Annotated in this window: 19 protein-coding genes; 6 read left to right on the forward strand and 13 right to left on the reverse strand. The window is 64.2% G+C overall.

Annotated features, from left to right (window positions below):
• Positions 1 to 33 precede the first annotated feature (33 nt).
• Entirely contained in the window at positions 34 to 2727 is a 2694-nt protein-coding gene (locus AC6UAL_RS00315; protein ID WP_500681352.1) for a hypothetical protein, read from the reverse strand.
• Between the two features lie 154 nt (positions 2728 to 2881).
• Here AC6UAL_RS00315 and lpdA point away from each other — a divergent pair, with 154 nt between their 5' ends.
• The 3 genes from lpdA (at position 2882) to AC6UAL_RS00330 (ending at position 5659) form a co-directional block, all read left to right on the forward strand.
• Positions 2882 to 4267 carry a dihydrolipoyl dehydrogenase gene (gene lpdA / locus AC6UAL_RS00320; RefSeq protein ID WP_500681353.1) on the forward strand — a complete coding sequence of 462 codons (1386 nt, stop codon included), beginning with the start codon at positions 2882 to 2884 and terminating at the stop codon, positions 4265 to 4267.
• A 16-nt stretch (positions 4268 to 4283) separates the two neighbouring features.
• The gene (locus AC6UAL_RS00325; protein ID WP_500681354.1) at positions 4284 to 4637 is read left to right on the forward strand and encodes a GYF domain-containing protein; all 354 of its coding nucleotides are present in this window, start codon (positions 4284 to 4286) and stop codon (positions 4635 to 4637) included.
• A gap of 77 nt (positions 4638 to 4714) precedes the next feature.
• Positions 4715 to 5659, forward strand: a complete 945-nt coding sequence (locus tag AC6UAL_RS00330; RefSeq protein WP_500681355.1) for a trimeric intracellular cation channel family protein — start codon at positions 4715 to 4717, stop codon at positions 5657 to 5659.
• Positions 5660 to 5850: 191 nt separating this feature from the next.
• Here the strand turns inward: AC6UAL_RS00330 and AC6UAL_RS00335 are convergent, their stop codons facing one another.
• The 4 genes from AC6UAL_RS00335 to AC6UAL_RS00350 all read right to left on the reverse strand — a co-directional run bounded on the left by AC6UAL_RS00335 (position 5851) and on the right by AC6UAL_RS00350 (position 10988).
• Positions 5851 to 6534: an ATP-dependent Clp protease proteolytic subunit gene (locus AC6UAL_RS00335; RefSeq protein ID WP_500681356.1), complete on the reverse strand. Its 684-nt coding sequence runs from the start codon at positions 6532 to 6534 to the stop codon at positions 5851 to 5853.
• Positions 6515 to 8215 carry an ATP-binding cassette domain-containing protein gene (locus AC6UAL_RS00340; protein WP_500681357.1) on the reverse strand — a complete coding sequence of 567 codons (1701 nt, stop codon included), beginning with the start codon at positions 8213 to 8215 and terminating at the stop codon, positions 6515 to 6517. The genes AC6UAL_RS00335 and AC6UAL_RS00340 overlap by 20 nt, the downstream gene beginning before the upstream one ends.
• 38 nt (positions 8216 to 8253) lie before the next feature.
• Complete coding sequence (locus tag AC6UAL_RS00345) at positions 8254 to 9372, reverse strand: radical SAM protein (RefSeq protein WP_500681358.1); 1119 nt, start codon at positions 9370 to 9372, stop codon at positions 8254 to 8256.
• Positions 9373 to 9812: 440 nt separating this feature from the next.
• Positions 9813 to 10988, reverse strand: a complete 1176-nt coding sequence (locus AC6UAL_RS00350; protein ID WP_500681359.1) for a radical SAM protein — start codon at positions 10986 to 10988, stop codon at positions 9813 to 9815.
• A gap of 296 nt (positions 10989 to 11284) precedes the next feature.
• On the opposite strand from AC6UAL_RS00350, the gene AC6UAL_RS00355 reads away from it, so the two are divergent.
• Complete coding sequence (locus AC6UAL_RS00355) at positions 11285 to 12322, forward strand: tyrosine-type recombinase/integrase (RefSeq protein WP_500681360.1); 1038 nt, start codon at positions 11285 to 11287, stop codon at positions 12320 to 12322.
• A gap of 91 nt (positions 12323 to 12413) precedes the next feature.
• Here the strand turns inward: AC6UAL_RS00355 and AC6UAL_RS00360 are convergent, their stop codons facing one another.
• A complete protein-coding gene (locus tag AC6UAL_RS00360; protein ID WP_500681361.1) occupies positions 12414 to 13181 on the reverse strand; it encodes a 4Fe-4S binding protein in 768 nt (255 codons plus the stop codon).
• A gap of 592 nt (positions 13182 to 13773) precedes the next feature.
• Here AC6UAL_RS00360 and AC6UAL_RS00365 point away from each other — a divergent pair.
• Positions 13774 to 14583: a type II secretion system protein gene (locus AC6UAL_RS00365; protein ID WP_500681362.1), complete on the forward strand. Its 810-nt coding sequence runs from the start codon at positions 13774 to 13776 to the stop codon at positions 14581 to 14583.
• Positions 14583 to 15566, forward strand: coding sequence for a tRNA lysidine(34) synthetase TilS (gene tilS / locus AC6UAL_RS00370; protein WP_500681363.1), 984 nt, complete (start codon positions 14583 to 14585; stop codon positions 15564 to 15566). Before AC6UAL_RS00365 ends, tilS begins: the two co-directional genes overlap by 1 nt.
• A gap of 139 nt (positions 15567 to 15705) precedes the next feature.
• Here tilS and AC6UAL_RS00375 read toward each other — a convergent pair whose 3' ends face one another.
• From AC6UAL_RS00375 to pstB, 7 genes are all read right to left on the reverse strand, one after another.
• A complete protein-coding gene (locus AC6UAL_RS00375; RefSeq protein WP_500681364.1) occupies positions 15706 to 17904 on the reverse strand; it encodes an AMP-binding protein in 2199 nt (732 codons plus the stop codon).
• Positions 17905 to 18077: 173 nt separating this feature from the next.
• Entirely contained in the window at positions 18078 to 19073 is a 996-nt protein-coding gene (locus tag AC6UAL_RS00380; protein WP_500681365.1) for a hypothetical protein, read from the reverse strand.
• A 211-nt stretch (positions 19074 to 19284) separates the two neighbouring features.
• Positions 19285 to 19413: a hypothetical protein gene (locus AC6UAL_RS00385; RefSeq protein WP_500681366.1), complete on the reverse strand. Its 129-nt coding sequence runs from the start codon at positions 19411 to 19413 to the stop codon at positions 19285 to 19287.
• 777 nt (positions 19414 to 20190) lie between these two features.
• On the reverse strand, positions 20191 to 21426 hold the full coding sequence (locus AC6UAL_RS00390) for an N-acetylmuramoyl-L-alanine amidase family protein (RefSeq protein ID WP_500681367.1): 1236 nt from the start codon (positions 21424 to 21426) through the stop codon (positions 20191 to 20193).
• Entirely contained in the window at positions 21426 to 22550 is a 1125-nt protein-coding gene (locus tag AC6UAL_RS00395; protein WP_500681368.1) for an N-acetylmuramoyl-L-alanine amidase family protein, read from the reverse strand. Before AC6UAL_RS00395 ends, AC6UAL_RS00390 begins: the two co-directional genes overlap by 1 nt.
• 188 nt (positions 22551 to 22738) lie before the next feature.
• Positions 22739 to 23398, reverse strand: coding sequence for a phosphate signaling complex protein PhoU (gene phoU, locus AC6UAL_RS00400; protein ID WP_500681369.1), 660 nt, complete (start codon positions 23396 to 23398; stop codon positions 22739 to 22741).
• Positions 23399 to 23507: 109 nt separating this feature from the next.
• Positions 23508 to 24269: a phosphate ABC transporter ATP-binding protein PstB gene (gene pstB, locus AC6UAL_RS00405; protein ID WP_500681370.1), complete on the reverse strand. Its 762-nt coding sequence runs from the start codon at positions 24267 to 24269 to the stop codon at positions 23508 to 23510.
• Positions 24270 to 24289 lie beyond the last annotated feature (20 nt).

The raw sequence follows: 24289 nt of genomic DNA on the forward strand, positions 1-24289 counted from the left end.
GGAGGGGCGTCGAGAGGGCTGCCGGGCGGGAACTCAGGGCTCGGGGGTGCCGCCGGGGCGACCGAGACTCGCGTCGAGGGCATCCCAAGCGGCGAGAGCGAGCTCGGCACTCAGGTAGCGGCCGTAGAGGCGCTCTTCTTTGCTGCGCAGCACGGCGAAGGTGGCGGTGCCCGGGCGGTTGCCGGGCAGCTGCGGGGCGAGGGCGGGGTCGAGGATGTAGGCGAACTCGTCGCGGCTGAGGCCGTAGCGGCGGGCGAACCAAGCGTCGAGCTCGGCACGCAGGCGGCTGCGCCTGTCTTCGTCGTAAGGACGGGGAGCGCCCTCAAAGCCGCAGGAGCGCGCCCAGACGTCCATGAGGCGGCTGTTGTGCAGGAGGCGGTGAATGCGCCCGCAGATGTAGGCGACGTCGGCGTCGCTGTAGGCCTCGGGCGGCAGAACGGGAAGCTGGCGCACGATGTGGAAGTTGAGATTCAGCCCGCTGAGTTTGAGGCGCACGAGGTAGTCGAAGATGAGGCTGGAGAGGTTGGCGGCCAGGCAGACGAGCCGCCGGGCATCGGGCTGCGCCGAGAGGAGCAGGCCGACGGAGTTGCCGTAGCCGCCCAGCGGCATGGGCGAGCAGACGAAGCTGCGCTCGTTGGTCGGGCTGGTGACCATGCGAAAGGCAATGAGCCAGCCGCGCCGACGCTCGGCCTCGGGCAGGCGCGCCATGGCCTCGGCGCGTACGACGTGGTAGCGCACGCCGGGGCGGAAGCCGGGGTCGGCCAGCTGCGCGGGGCGCGATTCATCGGCGAGACCGCGGCTGTTGACGCCGGCAAAGCGGGGCTCGTAGAGGTGAAACATCTTGCCCTCGATGAGCGGCACCGTGCCGGCGCAGGCGCGGCGGTAGAAGCGGTGGCTGTCCGTGGTCATGTTGTAGAGCCCTTGGCGCAGCTCGATCTGCCAAGGCCCCCCGTCGCCGTCGGCGTCCAGCAGCGGCAGGGCGGAGCAGATGCGCCCCGCGATGGCGGCATCCGTCGCGCAGCGGAAGCTCACGCCGCCGCCCGTGCCCGGGTTGAGCAGAGCAAAGAGCTTCGGCGAGAGCTCGAGGCTGCGCTCCCGTTGCTCGAGCTCGGCGGGATGTTTGAGAAAGAAGGCGTAGCGCGCCGTCTTGCCCGCGCGGCCGAGGCTGATGCAGGCGAAGCGCTGCCGTTGGTCGACGTCGGGAAAGAGGCGGCGGCGATTCTCAAAGTCGTAAAAATGGCGGATGTAGTCGCCGCCGTGCAGGCGGCGAAAGAGAGCTTGGGCGCCGCAGTCGCTCATGAGCCCCGTGGGCACAATCATACCGAGGCGCCCGCCGCGCCGACAGCAGAGCGCATAGCGATGCAGAAAAGGGACGTAGAGGTTGCTGATGCCGCTGCTTTCCGGCATGCGGTGCGCGCAGACGTGGCGCAGGTAGTTGGAGGTGACCGCCACGCTGCGCCGCTCGCGTTCCAGCTCCTCCGCCAGTTCGGGCTGCGTCGCACTCAGGCGCCGGATGGCCGTCTTGCGTGCCGCACCGCGCGTGCCGGCCACGCTGTCGCAGCGCCCCGTGAACCACTCGCGTTCGTTGATTTCAAGCTTATTCCAAGGCGGGTTGCCGATGACGCAATCAAATTTCGGGCTGCCGTTCTCGTCGTGGGGCACGCCGGGGAAGAGCTCAAAGAGGTGGCGGATGCGGAAGCGCCGGCAGATGTCGCGCGCGGCGAGCAACTCCGGCGCATCCGCGGGCATGGCGCCGCGCAGGCAGGCGTCGACGCTGCCGGTCGTGGGCACGGCGATATCGCTTTGCTTGGGCAGCAGCCATGCGGCGAGGGTGAGGTCAGCCATGTCCGCCCAGCGCTCGGGGTGGAGGCGCAAGGTTTCGCTGCGGCGGGCCGCTTCGCTGAGGATGGCTTGGCTCTCTTCGCCGTTGCGGCGGCGCAGGCGGCGGGCCACCAGCGGGTTGTCGCCGGGCGCGGCGGTGTAGGCGTCGCGCCGGATGGGCAGCAGCAGCTCATCGACGCAGCGCCAGCCCAGCAGAGCGTTGCAGCAGATGAAGTGCTCGGCAGGCAGCTCCGCCGCGATGCCCGGCGAGGCGGAGGCCAAGTAGAGATTGAGCTGCGTCAGGCCGATGGCGACGGGGTCTTCGTCGATGCCGCAGAGGCAGTGCGCGACGACTTCGCGCAGCGCGGCGCGCGGGGCGTTGCATTCCGGGCGGCGCCAGAAGCTGCGCTGTTCGGCCGGGAGGTGCCGTTCGTCGGCCGCCGCATCGCTCCCTTCCGCCGATGCGGCTTCGCCCCGGATCTCGAGCAGGCGCAGAGCTAGGCGCCGCGCCGCCGCCAGCAGAAAGTCACCCGCGCCGCAGGCCGGGTCGAGCAGGCGCAGAGCCAGCAGAGCCTGCTCGGGGTCGGGCGCGTCGCAGCATTCATCGAGCAGCGGCTCCAGCGTCGTATCGAGCAGCAGCGCGATGAGGCAGTCCGGGGTGTAGTAGCTGCCGAGATTTTTGCGGCGCCCGCCTCGCTCCTGACCGAGCTGTTGCTCGCGGGCGCGCACCAGACGTCGAAAGGCGGCATCGCTGTCGCTGCCCTCCGCCGGCTCCTCGTCCGCAGGCAGGCGCGAGTTCTCGCCCGCCTCTTCGGCAAACAAGGGGCGCTGCGGGGTCGGCAACCCGAGTCGGGTGCATAATTTGACCACCTGTGCCTGCCAGGGCAAATCGCGCTCGGATGTCATTGCCCCATTCTAACGATAAGGATGCCTCAGGACAAGCAAATTCGACCGTTCGCGCAACAAAAATGCGCTCGGCGACCGAGCGGCGGCCATCAATTTGCGGCATACGCCGCGCTTTGCGATTGCCACTGCGGGCCGCATGCGATACAATGGCGGCATGAGTTATGATCTGATCGTCATTGGCGGTGGCCCTGCCGGCTACGTCGGCGCCATCCGGGCGGCGCAGCTGGGCAAGCGTGTCATTTGTGTCGAGCGCGAGCGCGTGGGCGGTACCTGTCTGAACTGGGGCTGCATTCCCACGAAGGCGCTGCTTCGCAACGGCGAGCTTTATCACACGATGGCGAAGCGGGCCTCCGAGTTCGGCATCACCGTCGAGGGGCTCGGCGTCGATTGGACGCAGGTCATTGCGCGCTCCCGCCAAGTCAGCGAGCGCCTCAGCAACGGCATCGCCTTCCTCTTCAAGAAAAACAAGATTGAAAGCCTCACCGGCGAGGCGCGGATCGCAGCTCCCGGCAAGGTCGAAGTCAAGGCCGCCGACGGCTCCGTGACGCTGCTGGAGGGCGAGAAGATTTTGATCGCGACGGGCGCACGCACGCGCGAGGTGCCCGCCTTCCCCTTCAACGGCCGCACCATCATCGGCAGCAAGGACGCGCTGGTGCGTGCCGAGCGCCCCGGAAGCATGATTGTCATCGGCTCGGGCGCCATCGGCACCGAGCTCTCCTACGTCTATCACTGCTTCGGCACAAAGGTGACGCTCGTCGAAGCGCTGCCCCGCATCCTGCCCAACGAGGATGATGACGTGAGCCTGGCCATCGAGCGTTCGTTCAAGAAGCAGGGCATCACCTGCATGGCCGGTGCCAAGGTAGAGGCCCTCAAGGACAACGGCGAGAGCGTGACGGCGACCCTGACGGACAAGAACGGCCGATCGCAGGAGCTGACGGCCGACGTTTGCCTTGTGGCCATCGGCGTGGTGCCCGTCGTGCCCGAAGCCACGGGACTCAAGCTGACGGATCGCGGTTTCATCAAGGTCGACGAGCGCTACGAAACGAACATCCCGGGCGTCTACGCCGCCGGCGACTGCATCGGCGGTATCATGCTGGCGCATACGGCCAGCTATGAGGCCGAGCAGGCGGTCGAGGGGATGTTCGTGCCGGGTCACTGCCCGAAGAAGCCGCAGATTGTGCCGAGCTGCACCTACTGCCACCCGCAGGTGGCGAGCGCGGGCAAGCGCGAGCGCGAGCTCAAGGAGCAGGGAGTCGAGTACAAGGTCGGCAAATTCCCCTTCCAAGCCATCGGCAAAGCCGTGGCAGCCGGCGAGACGGAGGGCTTCGTCAAGCTGCTCTTCGGCAAGGAGAACGGCGAACTTCTCGGCGCCCATATCATCGGCGAGAGCGCCACCGAGCTCATCGCCGCTCCCGAACTCGCGCTGAGCAGCGAGCTGACCGACGCCGACCTCAACGCCATGATCTACGCCCACCCGACACTTGCCGAGGCGCTGCACGAGGCGGTGCTCGCGGCCGACGGACGAGCCGTCCACGCCTGATTGCTCAACGATCACCATGGCTCGCCGCTACTTCTACGACTCCGGAGAAGAGGAAATCGGCCCCGTGAGCGGGGAAGATCTCCTGCGCCTGCGCGCCGAGGGCGAGATCGATAACGACACGTGGGTGCGGCGCGAAACGAGCCGCACCTGGCGCCCCCTGCGGGGTGTGGATCTGCGCGAAGAGGAGGAGGAGATGCGCAACCCGAGTCTCCTCAAGCTGCTGCTGCGCAACATGACCCTGCTCGGCGTGCTCAAGATTCTGGCCGTGCTCGTCGTCGTCGTCGCGGTGCTGGTGACACTGGCGGCGTTCATGTGGCCGGTGCTGTTGGTGCTGCTGGTGCTTTGGCTGTTGAGCCGCCTCACGCGCTGAGTGTCGCGCTCCGATCGGAACACAACGACAGTTCGCATCATCGCTCGTCTTTCATCTCTCTCCCTCTGCAATACGGCATGATGAATCTGATTCCGACGCTGGCGGACGCTTCCGCCTTCGAGCAACACTGGATTTTTCAATTTTGCGCCATCTTCGGAACGGTGGCGGCGGCCATCGGCGGCGCCACGGCCTCCTGCCGCGTGCGCATGGACATCGTCGGCATCGTGACCTGCGGCACGCTCGCCGCGCTCGGCGGCGGTACCCTGCGCGACATCCTGCTCACGGGACTGATTCGCGATGACGGCACGCCCATCACGGTCTACTGGGTGACCGAAGCCGAGGTGAAATACCTCTATTACGCGATGGGCACCTCGCTGGCGATCTTCTACATCACCCGCTTCGCGCGGCCGCCCGTGGGCACCATTCGCGTGGCGGATGCCTTTGCCATGGCCTTCTTCACGCTCATCGGCGTGGCGAAGGCGAACAACCTGGGTTGCCCGTGGATCGTATCGGTCTGCATGGGCGTGTGCACGGGCGTCGCCGGCGGTGCCCTGCGCGACTTGGCGACGGGCAACGTCCCCTACATCTTCCGCCCGGGCGAGCTCTACGCCGCAGCGGCCTTTGTCGGGGCGGTGGCCTTTATCGCGATGCAGGCGATGGGGGCGAGCTACCCGGCGGCCTTTATTGCGGGCACGGTGCTGGTGTTTGTGACGCGCATGGCTGCGGTCTACCTCAATTGGGAGCTGCCCTCCTACATGCCGATTTTTGAGACGGATCCCTCCCATGCCCGGCCGGGATTCAGCGGCCTGTCGGCCGCCGTCATGCGAAGCTTGCGCGCCTTCATCCCCTGCCACCCGACGCCCCGCGCCCGCACCGGAGCCGCCGCACCCGCGGCGGGCAATCAAGTGCCCCCGGCCGCCGCAGCGGACGCCTGCCCGCGCGACGTGCCGCAGGAGCCGCCCGCAGAACCCGCATCCCCCGCCCCCTCCGACGAGCAAAGCCCCCGCGACGGGGCCGCGTGACGAGAGGTCGCGCGTTGCGGAAAAGCCGCGCGACGAAAGCTGCGTGGCGAGGCTCTGCGGCAAGCGAACCGCGTGATGGAAAACCCGGCCGTGCGATGGAGAAGCGCACGAGTTGAGGGCTGTCTGTGAGCTGGGGAGGCAGCGCGACTCATCGTTGTTTTGCCGCGCTTTACGCAGTTCGGAGCGCGGCGTCAGGGAGCGATGACCGAGCAGTCCCCGCTCGGTTCGTCACGGGGAGGTTGAGCTGTGCCGTTGCGCAGGGGCAGGGAGGAGGGAAGCTCCGGGCGCGCTCCGGGCACTGCGGGAGCCATGTCGCCGAGAGGGAGGGGGAGGTCTGAGCTCAGGTAGTGAGGTGAGAAGTCATCAATTCGGGTGCAGAGATCGGTGGCGATACCCTGAGCGACGGCTTCGTCGCCGGTGAAAACGGTGGGGGTGGTGAACCAGTGGCGAAGAGTGGCTTCGTCAAGGTTCGTTCGCTCGCGGTAGAAGCGAATCATGGATTCGGTGTCGGAGCGGATGAGGCGGATATTTTCTCGAAGCTGCTCCTCGGTGACGGGTTGGGTGAGGGAGATGGAGGCGGGGTGCAGGAAGAAGCGCGAGCCGGCGAAGCTGTGCCGCTTGCTGCCCGTGAGGTAGAGGCAGACGGCGGCAGAATCGACAGTCGCGAGGTTGTAGGTCTCGATATGCTCAAAGAGGCTCAGCAAGAGGCGCGCTACGGCTAGGGCCAGAGGCATGCTGCCCCCGGGCGAGCTGATGAAGAGGCGCAGGGGAATGTGCCGCTGGTAGCGGTCGTCCCGGAGTTCCTCCGTGAGGTGTCGGACGAGGCTGTCGTCAATAGCGCCCAGAATGACGAGGTCACTTCGAGAGTTCGGCATGGTGTTGAGATTCGATGATGCGGAAGGCATGGGAACGTCTTTGTTCGATGGAGTTGCCGGGGATGAGGTGCAGGCGGCCCTGATGCAAGAGCCAGCAGAAGTCGGAATCGGCGAGGGCATCCGTGTCGTGCGAGACGGAGATAATGGTGCGATCGCCTTTCAGTTGACGCAGGGTGTTGAAAATGACCGCTTTGTTCACGATGTCGAGGTTGTTGGTGATCTCATCCACCACGATGAGATCCGGGTCGATGGCCAGAGCGCGGGCAATGCCGATGCGCTGAATCTCCCCGCCGGAGAGCTGCTCGCGGGAGATGGGAGCGTCGATCCCGCCCGGCCGGGCGATGAGTTTTTCCAAGTGGCAGAGGCGGAGGATGTCTCTGAGGCGGTCCGCAGCAATAGCGTCATTGCAGAGGGTGATGTTGTCGCGCAGACTGCCGTGAAAGATGGCGGTTTGCTGAGGAACATAGCCCGGGCGGGAGAAACGGCGTTGAAGAGAGCCTCCGCTGTTTTGCAGCGAGCCGAGGATGAGGCGGATGAGCGTGCTCTTGCCCTCGCCGTTGCTGCCGAGCACGGAGTGGTATTCGCCGGGACGGATGTCCCAGTCGAGCCCGTCGAGGATGCGCCTGCCGTTGCGGTAGGAGAAACTGACCCCTTGCAGCTGAATCAGAGAAGACGCATGGTCGGCCGACGGGGCTTGAGGCGCCCCCTCATCCTCCGCCTCATCTGCGTCGGGCGAAGAGGTGAGGCGAAAGGCCTGCTCGAGAGAGTGTGCACTTTCACTGCCTCGGGCCAGGGTGGGAACGACGAAAACAAGCTGCCCCATCTGCCCGGCGATTTGGCCCACCAGCATCGTGTAGGCGACGATGGCGCCGGCCTCCAGCACCCCCAGCAGAAACAGCGCCACCGAGAGAATGAGGCAAGCCGCCGAGCCCAGCACCATGATGGCGCGGATTTGCGAGGTGTAGGCGTTCGCACTCAGTTCCGCGGCTCCGGTATGCTCTTCCATTCGTCGGGTGACGCGGGAAAAACGCTTGCGCAGGTTGCGACCGGCTCGGAAGAGCTGAATGACGGGGGTGAGGGCAATGAGGTCGATGAGGGTGGTGCCTTCCTCGTAGGTGGTGGTGCGCGCATGGCGGGCGCTGTTGATCAGGCGGAGCTTGTTGCCCTGGTACACGCCCAGAAAGCAGACGGCCAGCACCGTCATCAAGACCAAAAAAACAGGCTGTTGGCAGACCAGCACCAAGCTGACGAGGCAGAAGGCGATGAGCGTAGCGGCGATTTCTCCGAGGGCGGAGCAAACACTTTGGGCGACAACTTCGGTATCCGCGCTGATGCGCCGTTCCCACTCCCCGGCGGATCCGGCCTCCTGCTGCTCGCAGTCGAGGTTCAGAAAGCGGCGCAGCGCCTCGTCCTTCATCCGACGGGCCATGGCCGCCGTCCGGAGGATCATGGCTCGATTAAAGCCGTATTGGCAGGCGATGTGCAGGGCATCCAAGAGGCACAACAGGCCGACGATTCCCCAAATCCGCATTGTAGATGTTGCCGGGGTGCCGAGCAGCGTGATGAGCTTGCCGAAGACAAGGGGTGAGCTCGTGGCCGCCAGTTGTGCCAACAGCAGCAGCATGAACAGCGGCCAAGAATGGCGGCCGTAGCGCCGATAGAGTGCAAGAAGCTGCCGCATGGAGAGAAGGTTTGGCGAGAAGGCGGATGCCGGGGAAACTAGGTCAGTGACGGGTCTGTTGGTTCGAGGTGATCAAGTGCCCAGCGCAACAGCTGCATCTCTTCTTCGTCCAACTCTCCCCGAAGTGCGCGCTGCTCATTCTTTTTCAACCAGATAATGCAGTTCACATGAACAAGCGTCCGCATCATCCGACATACCCGTTTGTCCTGAAGATGCAGACTCCCGGTGGCTACGAGGTTGAAGCCCGGGCACCTCTTGCAAATGGGGCGCGCGGGGCAGGGAGCACAGTCGGGATCTTCCGGCAATATGGTAGGAGTATTTGTTTTGTCTCTGTAGAGCTTGGCTAATTCGATTCCGATCGTTGGTTCGGTGAAGAGGTGGCAGATGGATCGTTCTCCATCGGCGTTGTAGGCCACGATTTCTTCGCGTGTGCCGCACATGGGAAAAGAGGGGGGATCAGACCGGCTGAGCCCTCGAAAATCGTCGACAAAAAGGGAGGGTTCCGGTTTAAGCTCCGGGTGCTCCGTGTAGTAATCAGCCAAGGTGAGGAGTTGTTCCTTGAGCAGCTGAGGAGCCTCGTCCCCCCAATCGACACCCTGCGCCAGTGTCAGACTAAAGGGAATGCCGCGCTCGTGAAAATTGATGGCAGACGAGGCCAGCAGAGACAGACTCTGCGGCGAGATGGTCGTTTTGAGGGGGATGTCCGGCCAGTTGCGGAGAAAGAATTCCACGGGGATTTTGCTGCTGCTGCCGGAGCGGTTCATGTCTTGCAGCTCCGCAACCCCGTCGAGGCTCAGTCCGACACGGATGCGGCTTCGGTTTTCTTCCAGCCACTTCATGGACTCGGGCGTGAGGGCGGTGCCATTGGTTCGCATCTCCGGACGATAGGGCGCATTCGGATACGACTCCCACAGCCACCGGCAGGTCTCCCGTATCACGTCGAAGTTTAACAGAGGTTCGCCCCCCATAAAGTCGATGGTCAACGTTCCGCCCGTGGCTCTCTCTTCAAATACCCTTAATTCATCTGCCAAGACTCGCTTGGCCGTTTCCAAAGTCATGCGTTTCGGGCTTTTAAACTTTTCGTAGCAGTAAACGCAGTTGAGATTGCATTGATGCGTCACAAAGAGCAGACACATTCTGTCGATAAGAGAGGTCATCAGAACAATGTGTTTGAAATGTTATGAGGGCGTTGGTGCTTCGGGATTCTGCTCGCACACGAACAGAGGTTCAGAAGGGGCGGACATCGAGTGCAAAGAACACGCCCTGATTCATCAGGGCGTGTTCGATATACCGCCTTTATGCGTAATTATGGCCACTGCAGCTATTTCTGCAACCACCGGCGCAGGTGTTGTCGCAGCTGCCGACGCACGCCATAACGCAGCCTGTACGGCAGTTCGTGCTCGGAGTGCTGGTTTCCGAGATAGCTCCGTTGTTGAACTCGTAGCGAGAGATCGTCTCGCGCAGTTTTTCGATTGTGCTCGTATCGATTTTCATGATGGATGTTGTGTTGGTTTGTTGCTTCTTGCCTTGCACGGAAATGAGCAAGGAAAGGGGATCGGCTTCGCCTAGAAGCGAAGGCTGAGGGCAGCTAGGGGATTTATTGGGGGAATGGGGCGGAGAGTTTGATCGTTGAGAGGTATTCGTACGCATCCAGAGCTCCCTTGAGTGTGGCGGCTTCGCGCTCATGTATTTCCTTCTCCCGCGTGAGGCGCGAGAAATACTCGATTTGAAATTGACATGCGGCCATGGCTTGGGCTGCGTTGATGGCGCACCAGCGATGATCGCGGAGGTGGACGGCTCCGCGATCTTTCAAATTGAAGCCGATGCAGGTGGAGCACCAGTTCATCATGCCGCATCCGCGGCATGCCGGATCGGTTACGGCTTGGTCATTATTCCAGCCGGTGAAGTCGGCGTGTTTCAGGGCGCGATTGCCCAGCACGAGAGGCGTGAACATATGGCAGCCGTACAGAGTCCCATCAACATCGTAGGTGGCCATATAGGTACCGCTGCCGCAGAACTTGACTTGGTGCTCCGTCCTGTCGCCGATGCTCGAGAGCGGACGAGTCAGCAGGTTGGAAGGGGGATATTCAGGGTGTTCCAGATAAAAGGCTGAGAGTTTCTGAAGTTGTTCGTAAAAAAGGATAGCGTCGTCCACATTCCAGTCTACTCCCTGTGCCATGCTGGATTCGATATGGTCGCCTTGCCGGGCAGCAGCCACCAAAGAGTCGAACACATAGGGAAGGCTGTCTTTGGAGATCGTCATCTTGAGGCCTTGGAAGGGCCAAGTCTCACGGAAGAAATCAAGATCGACCTCAGCGGCTGTTTCTCCGCGGTTGACGCCTTGAGCGTTGCCTCCGGCACCGTCGTAACTGGCGCCAAGACAGGCAGAGCGCTTGTGCTCTCGGAACCATTCCTTCATCTCGTCGTTGAGCAGAGTACCGTTGGTGGTGGCAAAGCAAATAAAGGGAATGTCGCAGCTTTGCTCCATCCATTCCGTGATTTCTTTGATGAGATCAAAGCGCAGGAGGGGCTCGCCGCCCATGAAGTCGACCTCCAATTCTTCGAAGCGTTCGTCAGCCTTGACGATTTCGATTTCCTTGGTGATGATTTCCTTGGCGAGCGAGACGGGCATCTGCTTTGCGCCGTTCTTGAATTTCTCATAGCAGTAGGTGCAGTTGAGGTTGCACCCGTGCGTCACCATGAGCATGCAGGTGCGGCGTTTGGGGTGGTCGTGGCACGATTCGAAGGGGCGGAGAGGGGTGTCGGCATTCATGGCTTGGCCTGAATATGTTTATTGCGCTTTCTTGGTAGGTGATAAGAGTGTCGGTTCGGGGTGGCTTGTGCGTTCCGATAAGCTGTCTTCGCCGCACAGTATACAGCATTCTGTATGCTTAATCAGCTTACAGCGTTGATTATAAGTGTAATGTAAAAGGATCTTCCGGCGGGGGGAAGGCGTGACTCCGATCCCGCCATCCGACAAAAGACAAGGCCGTAAGATGAAAAAATTAGGCTTTTAATTCAAAAATAGATAGATTGGGTATTGACAGAAGCATACAGAAAGCTGATCCCATGAGAGAGAACGAAACGATGATGGTGATGAAGGCGCTGCTCAGAGACGTCCCGGTGACGGCTAAGACGGCGGCGAGGATGATGCTGGAGATTAAAGAGGAATTGGTCGCCGCCGGAATCTGGCCGTCGGGAAGGGAGTCGACCGAGGGCGAGGCCTTCCTTTCCCTCGTGCGGCGCGTGATTCGCGCCGGGGTTGAGACGGTGCGCCTCGCTGAGAAAACCGTGAGTTTTGAGGAGGCTGCATGGGCGAGTGTGGAGGCGCGGCGCGATAGGCGGGCGGTGACGCTGCGCGATTTGCGTACTTTCGTGCGCCGGATGCTGAGGGTGGCGGGTGTGGCTGCTCGCCCGCTTCGCGCCATGAGCGCAGAGGAATGCCGGGCCTTGCTTCAAAAAGCTTTCGGCGGCAGTTTGCACGCTTACCGCAAGGGACGCGCCATTCTGCACAGTGTGTTTGCCTACGGGTTTCGGCGCGAATGGTGTGATGCGAATCCGGTGGATCGCATTGAAATGCCGCGGGTCAAGGAGCGCGAGATCCGCCCGCTGAGCGCCGATGAGGTGCGGCGTTTGCACCGGGCGGCGCACCGCCCGGAGCATGAGGTGATGCGGCTTTCGCTGCATTTGATGCTCTACTGCGGGATTCGCCCTGCCGAGGTGCAGCGCATCAATCCTGAGTCTGATATCGACTGGCGTGAGAGGCGGGTGATCATCCGGCCCGGGCGCAGCAAGACGGGCGGCGGGCGCTTGGTGCCGCTGCGCGGGGCGCGAGCGCTGAGGTGCGGGGCGGGGGCGTTGACGATTCCGCGCGATTGGGAGCGCCGCTGGCGGGCTCTGCGTCGCTCAGCGGGCTTGAGGGAGTGGCGCGCCGATGTGCTGCGCCATACCTTTGCGAGCAATCATGCGGCTTATTTTCAGAACTTGCCGGCGTTGCAGATGGAGATGGGGCACCGCGATCTTTCGCTGCTCAGTTCGCGTTATTTGAATCCGCAGTACGGCACGCGTCAAGCGGTTCGAGACTTTTGGGGAGAGATCGGTGAATGAGCCCGCGTCGCTCTCTTTCATGCGCCGAGTTTGCGCCGTGCCTGACGGCTGAGGCGGGGAGGTCGGTGCGCGGCGGGAGCGGTGCGGGTGTTCAGATGAAGAGTTCGTTGGCTTTGCGGTCTGAGCAAAGCGGCCGCAGGGCTTCGGTGAGCAGAGCCAGCGTTGCCGGATCCGGGCGCCGCGCCTGCTGCGGGCAGACGGAGACGCAGCGCATGCAGCCGATGCAGCTCGCGTCGTCCGTGTGCAGCGTCTCCGGGTCGATGGCCTGCACGGGGCAGCTCGCCGCGCACAGGCCGCAGTGGTTGCAGCTCTCGTCGGGCACGGGGATGAGCTTGCGGGTGCTCAGGGCTTTGTAGGGGCGATTCCCGGGCAGGGCCGGGGTGGTCGTCGGTCGCGCCGAAAGAGTTTCGGCGATGCGCTGCCCGAAGGCGCGGAGCTCTTGCCTATCCTGCTCATCGGGGCGCCCTGTTGCGTAGCAGCGCGCGATGGAGTGCTCCGTGACGGCGGTGACGGCGGCGAGGACGCTCAGGCCGCTTCGCTCGGCGAGGTCGGCGAGCTCGATGAGGGTGTCTTCGTAGGCGCGGTTGCCGTAGGTGCAGAGCAGGACGCAGGCGGCGCCGTTGCCCCGCAGTGCCGCGAGGCGCTCGGCTGCGAGCGCGGGGACGCGCCCGCCGTACGACGGCAGGGCGATGAGGACGAGATCGCTCTTGCTGAGCGGCAGCGAGGAGAGGTCGGTGCCGGGGTCGCTCAGCTCGCAATCGCGTCGGGAGCTGTTCGGTGAAATCCAATCGGCGCTGAGGGCGTCGGCCGCGCGGCGGGTGCCGCCCGTGGGGCTGAAGATGAGGCGTACGGTGTTCACAGGTGCGGTCTGCGGTGTGATGATGGGCTGTGCTGCGGTGGGGTGCGACGCGATGGTCTGTGCGGTGGTGTGTGTCGCGGTGGGCTGTGCGGTGGTGTGAGACGCGGTGGAGATGAGACGGGTGGGGTTCGGCGGAGTCGGTGGCGCGATGTCTGCCCGAAGCGGGGCTGCGGGGAGCGCACGGCGCTTTCGCGCGGCGGGGTCGCCTGTCTCCCCCTCTTATAGCAGAAAACTCGCTCGGAATCAAGGTCCGCCGAGGGCTGTGCAGGGCAGACGCATTAGAGAATTTCACGTCGGATTTTAAGTTGTTTCTTGTAATAACAACGCGCATTCTCCTTTGCACGAGGGTGAAGTTGGGTGAAATCGAGCAATTTGGCCCTGTTCAGTCTTTTCTGGATGTCGTTATGGTCGTGACGTAATCCAAATGCGTCTGCCCTGGAGGGCTGTGGCGAAAAGAGGCGGCGCATTCGCGCTGCCGCGGGGCGGGTTGCGGGATGTCGGAGCCGTCGGCGGCGGATTTTTCGCATTTGGCGATGGCTGCGCGCTGCTTTTTGCTTGAACGAGGGCGGGTTTGTGATAGAGTAATGATCGTATGAAGCTTTCCCTGACGCGCCGACGCACCGGCTTTACGCTGATTGAATTGATTGTGGTGATCTCCATCATTGTGGTGTTGGGCACCATCGCTGCCGTGACGATTATGAGCTCGTCCGAGTCGAAGGACGTGGCCCGATGCCGCGAGAACCTCGGCCAGATCGGCGCTCTCGCCCAGCTGTACAAGGATGACAAGGCGATTAACCGAGGCCGCATGCTGCCCACCGGCGGCATGCCGGACAATGAGGCAACGGAGAATTTTGACGAGTCCGAGGGTTGGTGGGTGTCCATCGCCCGCAAGAGCGATACCTGCGTCATGCCCACGGCCGACGGGGATCCGGTGAAGGTTGACGGTATCTTCCGCTGCCCGGGTGATGATCGCGCCGCGAAGCCCGAGGGGCTTTTTGAGGCTTCGGCGGAGACGATTTCGTATGTGTCCTGGACGCCTGATGAGGAGAATGGGCCGATTCGCACGGCGGCTTTGTCGGAGAGGGATTTGTCGCGCACGCCGTGGCTCTCGGACGGTGAGCCGGTGAAGGGCAGCAGCGTGACGGACTTCGCGTCCTTCAAGAGCATGGTGATGCCCGCGGTGACTCGCCACAAGAATACGATTCTGGTGCTTTACGCCGATTTGGTGGTGCGCCCCGTCGAGGTGCTCGATGACATGAGCGACGAGGATGTGTACAAGCAGATAGCGCCGTTGATGCCCGATGCCGCTGCCCCCGGCAAGGCGGCTAAGGAGAAGGGCAAGAAGGATAAAAAGGACAAGAAGGGCAAAAAGAAGTCGCGCGCGAGCCGCGAGGACGACTGATGGGCCTCTCGCTTGCTCCTGAGTGCTTGCCCGCCCTGCGCGGCTCTTCGGTGATGCTGGGGCTGAGCGGCGGGCGCGATTCGGTCGCGCTGCTGCATCTTCTGCTCGAGCAGGGGGTCGCGGTACAGGCTTGCCACGTGCACCACGGTATTCGCGGGGCGGCCGCCGATGCCGATGAGGAGTTTTGCGCGCAGCTTTGTGCGCGCTTGGGGCTGCGCTTGCAGCGGCTGCGGGTCGATGTGCCGGCGGAGGTGCGCGCGAGCAGGGAGTCTCCGGAGACGGCGGCTCGCCGCCTGCGCCGCGCGGCCTTGGTTTCCGCGGCCCGGCGCGCGGGTTGCACGGCGATTGCTCTGGCGCATCACGCGGATGATCAGGCGGAGACGGCTCTCTTTCGCCTCGCCCGCGGGGCGGCGGGTTGGCGCGGGATGCTGGCAGTCAGCCGCGCTGAAAATCTGACCTGGCTGCGCCCGTTGCTGCACTGCCGCCGCCGCGAGATTACGGATTGGTTGTGCGAGCGGGGGCTGGAGTGGCGCGAGGATGCGACGAACGGCGAGCTCGATGCGGCTCGCAACCGCCTGCGCCACGAGGTGTTGCCCGCGCTCTGCGAGGCGCTCGGCCGCGATGTCATTCCGGTGATTTGCCGCAGCGCGCGGCTTCAGAGTGAGTGCGCCGAGGCGCTGGAGGAGGCGCTGGAAGCTCTGCCTCTGCTCGATCCGCAGGGGCGTCTGTATCTGCCTTTTCTCGAGGGGCGTTCGCCGTCTTTTCGCCGGGCGGTGCTGCATCGTTTTCTGAAGCGTGGGGCGGTGCCGCAGCTTTCCGAAAAGATGGTGAGGGCGGTCGAGGCTTTGCTGGATCCGCAGGCGAAGGCGCACTGTCTCGATTTGCCGGGAGGGCTGCAGGTGCGCCGCCGCCATCGGCGCTTGGAGCTGTTGCCGCAGCGCGGGCAGGCGGGCGCAGGAGCCGCTGCCGGGGGTGCCGCGTGAGCTTGTCTCCGGGCGAGGGGCTGCTGCGGCGAAAGTCGCCCCGACCCGCGCCCGCTTTTCAGCGACGGCGAGGGGAGCACGGGGCTCGGATCCGACGAGAGCTGCGGAGCGCTGCGCCGCGCAGGATTGCCCGACCCGCTCAGGGCTGAGGGGCTGCCTTGTCGGCGGCGGGGTGGCGGAGGGACTCTTCGGCGAGCAGGCGGCAAGCGCGCAGGTCGAGTTTGCCGGTGGGCAGCAGGGGGATTTCTTCGACGGGGATGATGTGTTTGGGTGCCCAGAGGTTGGGGATGCTGAGACTGCTGAGGCCGTCGCGCAGTTCGGCGAGGAGGCGGGCTTCTTCGGAGTGGAGGCGGTGCTCGGGCAGGGTGGAGAGCAGGGCGAGGACTTCGCCTTTCTGCGCGTCGGCAACGCCCGTGACGGCCAGGCGGATGCCGTCGTCGGCCGAGAGCTTCAGCAGGCGGGCCAGGGCTTGCTCGACGCCTTCGTGGGGCACCATTTCGCCGCCGATTTTCGAGAAGCGCGCGAGGCGGCCGTCGAGGGTGATGAAGCCGTTGAGGTCGAGGCGCCCGAGGTCTCCGGTCTTGTACCAGCCGTCGCGGAGGATGGCGGCGTTGAGTTCGGGGAGTCCGAGGTAGCCGTTGAAGATGTTGGCGCCTTTGAGCCAGATCATGCCCTGTTCGGTGAGGGGCAGCAGGCGATTGTCGTCATCGGGCGCGGTGAGGCGCACGGCGATGCCGGGCAGTGGCGCGCCGACGCTGCCCGCAACGCGCCCGGGGATGTAGTAGGGGCAGTTTTCGCGCAGGGGCTCATCCGGCAGGTTGACGGAGCAGACGGGGCTGGCTTCGGTCAGTCCGTAGCCTTCGAGCAGCTCGACGCCGAAGCGTTCGCGGTATTCGGCGGCGAGTTCGGGGCGCAGTTTTTCCGCCCCGACGATGAATTGTTTGACGCTCGAAAAGCTGTCGTCGCGGGCGCGGCGCAGCATGGCGCGCGCGAAGGTCGGGGTGGCGCAGATGAGGGTGAGGCGGTGCCGCCGGACGAGTTCGCAGAGGCTGCGGGCTTCGGTCGGGTTGGGGTGCGTGCACATGGGGCGCCCCATGAGCAGGGGTAGCAGCATGGTGACGGTCAGCCCGAAGCTGTGGAAGAGCGGCAGGCTGCTCAGGAAGCGGGCGTCGTGCAGGTCGAGTCTGGCGGCGCTCTGGGCGACGTTGGCCAGCAGCATGCGGTGGGTGAGGACGACGCCCTTGGGCTCGCCCGATGAGCCGCTGGTGAAGAGGATGACGGCTTCATCGCGGTCGCGCCGGCGACCCGCGCCGCTCGCGAGGCTCAGCAGCCCGGCCGGGGCGCTGCGGGCCATGAGGATGCTGCCGATCAGGGCGGCTTTGCTGAGGGAGGCGATGAGTTTTTCGATGTAGATGAGCTGCGAGTCGTCGGGCCAGGGGAGTTGCGGCAGTTTCTCGCGGAAGGCTCGGGCGGTGATGAAGCGGCGGAGTTCGGCTCGGCGCACGGCGCTGGTGAAGGCGCTGTGCGACGAGACGTAGTTGAGCATGACGGGGGTGATGCCGGCAATCAGGCAGGCGAGGGTGGCGATGACGGCGCCGGCACTGGGCGGCAGCAGCAGGCCGATGCGCTTGTCGCCGGGGTAGTCGCGCTTGAGGCGGCGGGCGACGAGGAGGGCGACGCCGAGGGCGCGCGCGAAGCTGAGGCTCTTGCCGGTCATGCCGTCGATGATGGGCGTGTCGGGGTGGCGGCGCATGGAGCGCACGAGCTGCTCGGTCAGCGAGCCGCTCAGGGCTCGTTGCTCGCTGAAGGCGGCGGCGCTTTGTTCGAGCCAGGCGGCCAGCAGGCGCGCGCCGGCTTGAGGCCCCGCGGCGAGTTTGGGCAGGATGCAGAGCTGCTGGCGCCCTTCGGTGTTGCGGTCGCTGCTGAGGGTGTCGAGGCTTTCGCCGTAGTAGCCCAGAAAGACGGGGACGGGGGCGATGTGAACGCTGCCGAGGTGCTGCAGGAAGGGCGAGGGGACGTTGCTGAGGGTGCCGATGAGGCGCGCGGGCTCTCCGGGCAGGAAGATCAGGCTGCGGCCGGCTTCGAGCTCGCTGAGCATGAGCTCTCGCATGCCGCGGGGGCTGCTCTGCCGGAAGTCGAAGCTGAGGAGGCGGGCATGGCGCTGCCGGAGGGCGCGGATGGTGGGTTTGGCGGGCGGGAAGTGCTCGTCGACGAGGTAGCTGACGCGGCCGTCGAGGAGCTCGTGCAGGGCACAGGCGGCTTCGGCGCTCAGGCGGTTGGGCATGTAGAAGCCCGGCCTTTGGAGATTGTCGCGCCCGGAGATGGTGAGTTTCGGCATGTTTTCAGGGGGAGGGTAGAGGGGTGGCGGGCAGGCGGGTGGCGGGCAGCCGGGCGGCGCTTCCGCTCCGGCGCGCGCACCGAAAAAAGGGGGAGGAGTCGGGCTGCGTGGTGCAGCCTCGGCTCTTCCCCCTTAGTCGGCAAAGCGCGCGGGGCGGTGTTTGCCGTTCGGAATCAGAAGCGGTAGGTGCAGCTGATGCCGGCGACCAGACCGAAGTTGCGGAAGGGCCGGTTATCGGGGTTGCCGCTCAGCATGGAGTACTCGGAGACCTTGTTGGCCTTGATGGCGGCGCGGCCGATCCAGTTGAGGCTGAGGCTGGGCGTGACGATGAAGTCGTCCGTCATGAAGTAGGGGAGCATGAACTTCACCCAGTAGGCTTGGCAGCCGTTGGAGCAGGCGAAGTAGCGGCTCTCAAAGTAGTCGGCCGTGGCGGAAAGACCCACTTCGATCACGCCGGCAAGGCGCGGGTTCTCGGCGGTGCCGATGAGGGGAGCCTTGAAGTGCATCTTGGGCTCAAACCACCAGCCCGTGATGCCTTGGCAGCTGTAGCGCACCGTGCATTCAACGTCGAACCAGGGAGCGGAGCTGGGCGTCCACATCGGGTTGATGAAGAATTCGTTGACGCAGGAGGCGCCCTGGTCGCGGTAGTGCTTGGCCATCACGCCGAGCAGACCGCCGTGGATGAAGTCGTGGCCGAAGGAGACGCCCCACTCTTTCTCACGGTAGGTGAGAGCGGTGACAACGGCGAACTCGTTTTCGATGTTCGCTTCTTTGATCGGGCCCTTGATGCCCATGATCTCGAAGGCAGGCGCAAAGTTCGGGTTGCCGTAGAGCGTGTGGCCCGAGCTCACCATCGTGTAGGCCAGCGTGCTGTCGATCGACCACTTCTCGTTGAGCTCGTAGTTGAGCTTCAGGGCGGCGAACTCGCTGCTGTCGCCTTCGGCAACGGAGTGCGAGATGACGATGCCGCGGCCGATGTAGTTCGTGTTGTAGCCGACGGTCAGCGAGCCGCTCAGCGGGCAGGCCGATGCGTCGGTACCGAGAGTGCCGTTGGCAGCGGCGGAAGTGTCTTTGGTCGTCGTGTCTATCACCGGCTGCGTGCCTTCGGCCAAGCTGATGGCCGGGGCCGCCAGAGCCATGAGGGCGGTCAGTAGCGAGTTGCGGATCATAGTTATCTTGTTGTTGTGTTATGTGCTAGCGGCGCTTCCGCTCCTGAGGAGCAGTTGTTATCGTCCGCGGCGGCCTTAGTTTACCTGATAGCTTGAGTTGAGTCAAGCTTTGTCGTGAAGAAAATGCCGCAAAGACGCGCGGACACAAAAAAACGCGCTCGCAAAGCGAGCGCGTTCGGAAGTATCGATTGCGGTTAACCCCGCAGTCCGCTTACTTCTTGTCCGTGACGGTCGGGGGAGGCGTGACGGGATCAGCGGGAGGGGGAACCTGCTGCTGCTGCTGCTGCTGGCAGGAAACGAGAGCAGCGGCGGCAACCATGAGAACAGCGATAGTCTTCATAATTATCTTGTTTAGGTTTGTTGTTTTGGTGTTGCAAGGCCAATGATAGGACTTGCAACGACGCCAGTATACCCAATCTGCATCGTATTGCAAGCCTAAAATGGTGCAAAAGTGACAAAGAACTGCAAATTTTTCCCGGTGAGCCCTGATTTTATCCGCCTTTTGCGCGAAAAGCTCTCCGGTGGCGGCCGGAAAACGGGTCAGAAGACCACAAAAGGGCTGCCTGAGCTTCGACGGAACGCGATGCGCGCGATTGCTCTGCGTGTCCTGCCGACTGCTGTCTCGCTCTTACGCGCGCGTACTCAATATGTTGGAAAAAATTGTAGATAATGCAAAAATTCCGCTTGACATCCGCGCGAAAAGGCGTAAAATGTCGCCGCCTTCTTAATGGCACATATCCTCACTTAGAAAGGACTCTTACGATGATGAAAATGATTGTGGTTGCTCTCGGCATGGCTGCGATGGTTGCTACAGCCAACACTCTGCCTCCGGCTCCGGAGCAGACGGCCGCGATTGCTCAGGACTGAGCTCGGCCATTACGGCGATGCCCTCAGAGAGCGGGCATCCTGCAAGGCAGCTTCCGCTGCTTCATAACCGCCGCAAGGCGGCTTTTTTGTTTCGTATCAGTTGATGAGAGGCGCCCGAGGCGCCGCCGTCGTTATGGATGCAACAGAGCCGCTGCCCCTCAGCAAGGGGGCAGCGGCTCGCTTGTCTCGCGGCATCGTCGGGGATGGGCGGAGAGGCGGCGGCGCGATTCGGGTTCGCCGCCGCTGGCAGTCAGTTGCGCCGCCGGCGGCGGGAGCTGCTGCTGCGCCGCTTTTCCGACGAGGTGCTCTTGGCGCGGCTCTTCGAGCTGTCGTCCTTGGCTTTGCCGCCGCCCTCGGCCGCTTTGCTGCCGGAGGGGGAGGACGCGTCAGCGCTATCACCGAGCTCGGGGGCTTCTTCCTGATAGGTGCTGGGCGGGCCGGCGCTTGTTTCGCGCGCGACTTTGAGGGTGGCGTCGGGCTTCATGGCGGCGGCGTAGGCATCGAGGCCGTCGGCGATGGCCTGAGCGAAGCAGCGCCTGTAGGCGGCTTGGCTGAGTTGGGCGATGTCGTCGGGGTTGGTGGCGTAGCCGGCCTCGATGATGACGGCGGGGTGGGTGATGGAGTTCAGCAGGCTGTAGCGGGCGTGGCGGATGCTGCCGTCCTGCGCTCCGGTGGCGGCGATGACGGCGCTGTGCAGGGCAAAGGCGAGGGCGGTGTTGGCGGCGTCGTGGCGGTTGCCGGGCATGTGGCCCGAGCCCGGGGCGGCGGGGGCGGCGATGTAGCTCTGCACACCGCGCATGTCGCTGCGTCCGCTGTTGAGGTGCAGGCTGATGAAGACGGAGTCTGCCGCGCCGCAGGCGATGTCTGCCCGTCGGCGGTCGGAGACGTAGGCGTTGCCCCGGCGCGTGAGGATGACTTCGTAGCCCTTTTGCTTAAGGATGCTCTCGAGCTCGAGAGCGAGGGAGAGCGCCAGATCGGCCTCGCGGTATTCCGCTTCAGCGGCACCGGGGTCGATCCCGCCGTGGCCGGGGTCGATGACGACGCGCTGCACGGGTTCGCGGTTGCGGATGTAGCAGGGGCGCAGGATGGGGTCGATGAGCTTCGTGAGGTCGAGCTGAGAGATGAGCAGCTTGCCGTCGCTGCTCGTGAGCAGCGGGTGGGCGAGCTGCAGGCGGTAGCCCTGAATGGCGATGTCTCGCTCGCCGGGGCCGAAGCTGATGCGGAGGCTGCCGTTGCTGATGTCCGTCGTGCCGCTGCGGGGATTGTGCCGCTCGGGGGGAAACTTGTAGAAGCTGCGCAGCGTTTCTAGCGAGATGCGCGGGACGCCGTTGACGGTCTGCGGATCCCAGCGCGAGGGGACGGCGTCTTGTGCGTGCAGGGCGGCGGGCGCGGCGATGAGGGCAAACGCCGCCAGAGCCGCGAGCAGAGAGCCGGGCGCAGCGGCGCGGAATCCGCGCTCAGCGCGGCGGAGGGGATGGGCTGGCATTACAGTCGGGTGGTGCCGCGGTAGTTGTTGTTGCCGTGGATGCGGGTGGCGCTGCCGCGGGACGCGCTCGGCGCGCTCTCGCTGCGCTTGGAGCGGCCGCCGATCGAGGTGGCGCCCATGCGGCGGTTGCCCGTGGGTTTGATGCGGCTCCGGCTCACGACGGCGGTGTAGTTGACGATGCCGTCGCAGATGCTGTCGGCCAGCTTGTTCTGGTAGTCCTCCGTGGCAATGCGGCGTCCCTCTTCGGGGTTGGAGACGAAGCCGCCCTCAAAGAGGATGGCCGGGCGGCAGATGGTGCAGAGCACCGAGAAGCGGGCGCGCTGAATGCCGCGGTCATCCGCCCCGGTGCTCTTGATGGCTCGGCTGTGTATCGAGGTGGCCAGAGCGATGTTCTCGGCGTCCTGGTCGTTGCCGGCCAGCTCCTCGAAGCGGCGCGTGCGCGCAAAGGGAGAGGTGGTGCCCTGCGGGGCGAGCGTGAAGGTCTCAATGCCGGTGGCGTGGCGGCCGCTGGAGTTGTGGTGGATGCTCACGAAGACGGAGTCGGGGATGCGGTTGGCGATGCGCACGCGCTGTTGCAGGGTGAGGAAGCGGTCGTCCTCGCGCGTCATGACGACCTTGTAGCCGCGCGCGACGAGTTTGTCGCGCAGCTTGAGCGCGACGGCGAGGTTGCAGTCTTTCTCGCGAGCCCACGGGCTGACGGCGCCGGCATCATGCCCGCCGTGGCCGGGATCGATGACGACGGTGCGCACGGTGGAGGCCTCCGTCGAGTAGCGCGGGCGCAGGACGGGATCGACGAGTTTTTTGATGTCGGTGGTCGAGATGTAGAGCTCGCTGCCGATGCGGCGCACCGGGTAGGAGAGGATGTAGCGGTAATTGTTGACGTAGAAGTCCTGACGATTCGCACGCAGCGAGACGGTGCGGTTGCCGGCGCCGTAGGAGACAAAGCCCGAGCGGCCTTTGCGCGGGCTGAATCGGTAAAAGTCGCAGAGGTCTTTGACGCGCACGTATTCGGTTCCGTTGATGGAGGTGACATCCCACCTGCGCGGGGCGGCTGAGGCCGTCTCGGCGGAGAGGGTGAGGAATGCCGCCAGTGCACAGATCAGGTAGACGAAGGGTCGGGGCATAGATTCGAAGCTAATATAGCAGACGAGAAGGGGGGTGTGCAAGGCTAAAGGGAAGATTTTGCGGCGGCGGCGCTGTTTTTTTTTGCGGCTTGCGGTCTCGGGCGGGCGGGGGAGATGACAGGGCGGCGCAGCCTTGCGGGGAAGGCTGCGCCGCTCGGGTGGGGACGATGTGTTCCGCGGGGGGGGGCTCAGTGGCGGTGGCGGATGATTTTGCCGGTTTCCAGATAGATGATGTGTTCGCAGATGTCGGTGGCGATGTCGGCGATGCGCTCGAGGTCTCGCGAGATGCCCATGCAGGCGAGGCAGTAGGCGACATGCAGGGGTTGCCGGCTGAGGAGCCGCCCGATGAGCAGGCTGTTGTCGCGGTGGGCTTGATCGACGGCGTCGTCGCGTTCAATGACGCTGTAGGCGAGGACGGTGTCGGCGTGGCGCATGACTTTCATGGAGTCGCGCAGCATGCGCAGGGCGTTTTGCTCCATTTGGCTGAAGTCGACGCCGTCGGCGGGGGTGTCGCTGCCGAGCTCGGCGAGTTCGACGGCGCGTTCGGCGATGTGGGCGCCGAAGTCGGCGATGCGCTCGAGGGCGGCGTTGATTTTGAGGATGGCGACGACGGTGCGCAGATCGGAGGCGACGGGCTGGTAGAGGGCGAGGATTTTGAGACACTCTTCTTCGATGCGGATTTCTTCCGCGTCGATGACGGCGTCGTCGGCGATGACTTGGCGGGCGAGGGCGGCATCGCGTGAGGTGACGGCGTCGATGGCGCGGCGGATGGCGGTTTCGACTTGGCCGCCCTGCGCGACGATGGTGTTGAGCAGGTTGCGGAGTTCGTTGACGAAGTGTTCTTTCATGTGTCGGAGCGGTGATGGTGTGCGGGGGTGAGTTGCGTTGAGTTGCGTTGAGTTGCGTTGAGTTGCGTTGAGTTGCGTTGTGGGACCGGTGGCTTATGCGGCGGTGGCTTTAGCCGAAGCGGCCGGTGATGTATTCTTCGGTCTTTTTTTGCTGCGGGTTGGTGAAGATGAGGGGGGTGGGGCCCGTCTCGATGATTTGGCCTTTGTAAAAGAAGGCGGTTTGGTCGGAGATGCGCGAGGCTTGCTGCATGTTGTGCGTGACGATGACGATGGTGAAGCGCTTTTTGAGTTCGAGCACGAGCTCTTCGATTTTGAGCGTGGCGACGGGGTCGATGGCGCTGGTCGGCTCGTCCATGAGCAGGACTTCGGGCTCGGCGGCGATGGCGCGGGCGATGCAGAGGCGCTGCTGCTGGCCGCCGGAGAGGGCGAGGCCGCTGCTCTTGAGCTTGTCTTTGACTTCGTCCCAGATGCTCGCGCCGATGAGGGCTTGTTCAACGCGCTCGGCGATGGCCCGGCGGCTGAGTTTGTAGTGGAGGCGCAGGGGGTAGGCAACGTTGTCGAAGATGCTCATGGGGAAGGGGGTCGGCTTTTGGAAGATCATGCCGACGCGGCGGCGCAGCTTGAGCAGGTCGACGTCGGGGTCCAGGATGTTTTTGCCGTCGAGCAGGACTTCGCCGCTGGCTTTTTGGTTGCGGTAGAGTTCAAAGATGCGGTTGTAGATGCGCAGGTGCGTGGATTTGCCGCAGCCCGAGGGGCCGATGACGGCGGTGACGGTGTTGGCGGGGATGTCGAGGTTGTTGTCGAAGAGGGCTTGGTGGTCGCCGTAGTGGAAGTTGAGGTGGCGTGCCGAGATTTTGATGTTGGTGTTCATGCGGTGTTGCGGTTGTGTGT

Source organism: Candidatus Parakkermansia intestinigallinarum (genome assembly GCF_944389695.1).
Classification (GTDB): domain Bacteria; phylum Verrucomicrobiota; class Verrucomicrobiia; order Verrucomicrobiales; family Akkermansiaceae; genus Akkermansia; species Akkermansia intestinigallinarum.